The following is a 713-nucleotide window of genomic DNA, read 5'->3' as shown; positions in this document are numbered from 1 at the left end:
GCGTGAAGGTAGGTACGACCGCCGCCGGGCACCGGTCGTACCTACCTTCACGCCTGCGGGCTCAGAATGGTTTCGTCGGCCAGTCCAGCAACCTGGCCCCGATGACGGCCGTCTGCAAGGTGTAGCGGTGCACGGGGTCGGCGGGATCGACGCCGGTGAGCTTGTGGATCCGCGCCAGCCGGTACGTCAGGGCCCGTACGCTCAGCGACAGTCGGCGCGCCGCCTCCGCCGCCACACAGCCCGCGTCGAAGTAGGTGGAGAGCGTCTCGATGAGCGGCTGTGCCCCGCCCCGGGCGGACTCCAGCGGACCGAGCGTGCCGAGGACGAGTTCGGTCATGGCGTGCCGGTCACGGGTGAGCACGGGATAGACGAGCAGATCGGCGGCGCGCAGCACGGGCGCGTCCATGGCGAGCCGGTCGGCGAGATCGAGGACGTTCAGGGCCTCCTCGTAGGACTGGACCACTCCGCCCACGCCGGGCTGCGGACGGCCGATGGCGACCCGTCCGCCGTCCGTGGCCGCGAACGCCTGCTCGGCGAAGTAGGTCAGGACCTCGCCCTGGTCGCCGGGCGCGACGCACATCAGCCGGCCGGCCTTGGTGGTGAGCAGCACGCTGCGGTCGCCGAGGGCGCCGTCCCGTACGACGAGGAGGAACCCGTTCCGCGCGCCGTGGAACAGGCCCTGATCGGCCGGTTCGGCGACCGCAGCGTGCTGC

1 protein-coding gene is annotated in these 713 nt (G+C 71.9%); it reads right to left on the bottom strand.

What is annotated here, in order from left to right; genetic code table 11:
- Nucleotides 1-61 precede the first annotated feature (61 nt).
- Nucleotides 62-713: PucR family transcriptional regulator (locus BFF77_RS32425; protein WP_211280386.1), on the bottom strand; the 652-nt coding region annotated here is incomplete at its 5' end.

Source organism: Streptomyces lushanensis, assembly GCF_001700515.1.
GTDB classification, from domain to species: Bacteria; Actinomycetota; Actinomycetes; order Streptomycetales; family Streptomycetaceae; genus Streptomyces; species Streptomyces lushanensis.
The sequence above is the reverse complement of the archived record's forward strand: the minus strand, read 5'-3'. Positions and strand labels throughout refer to the sequence as shown.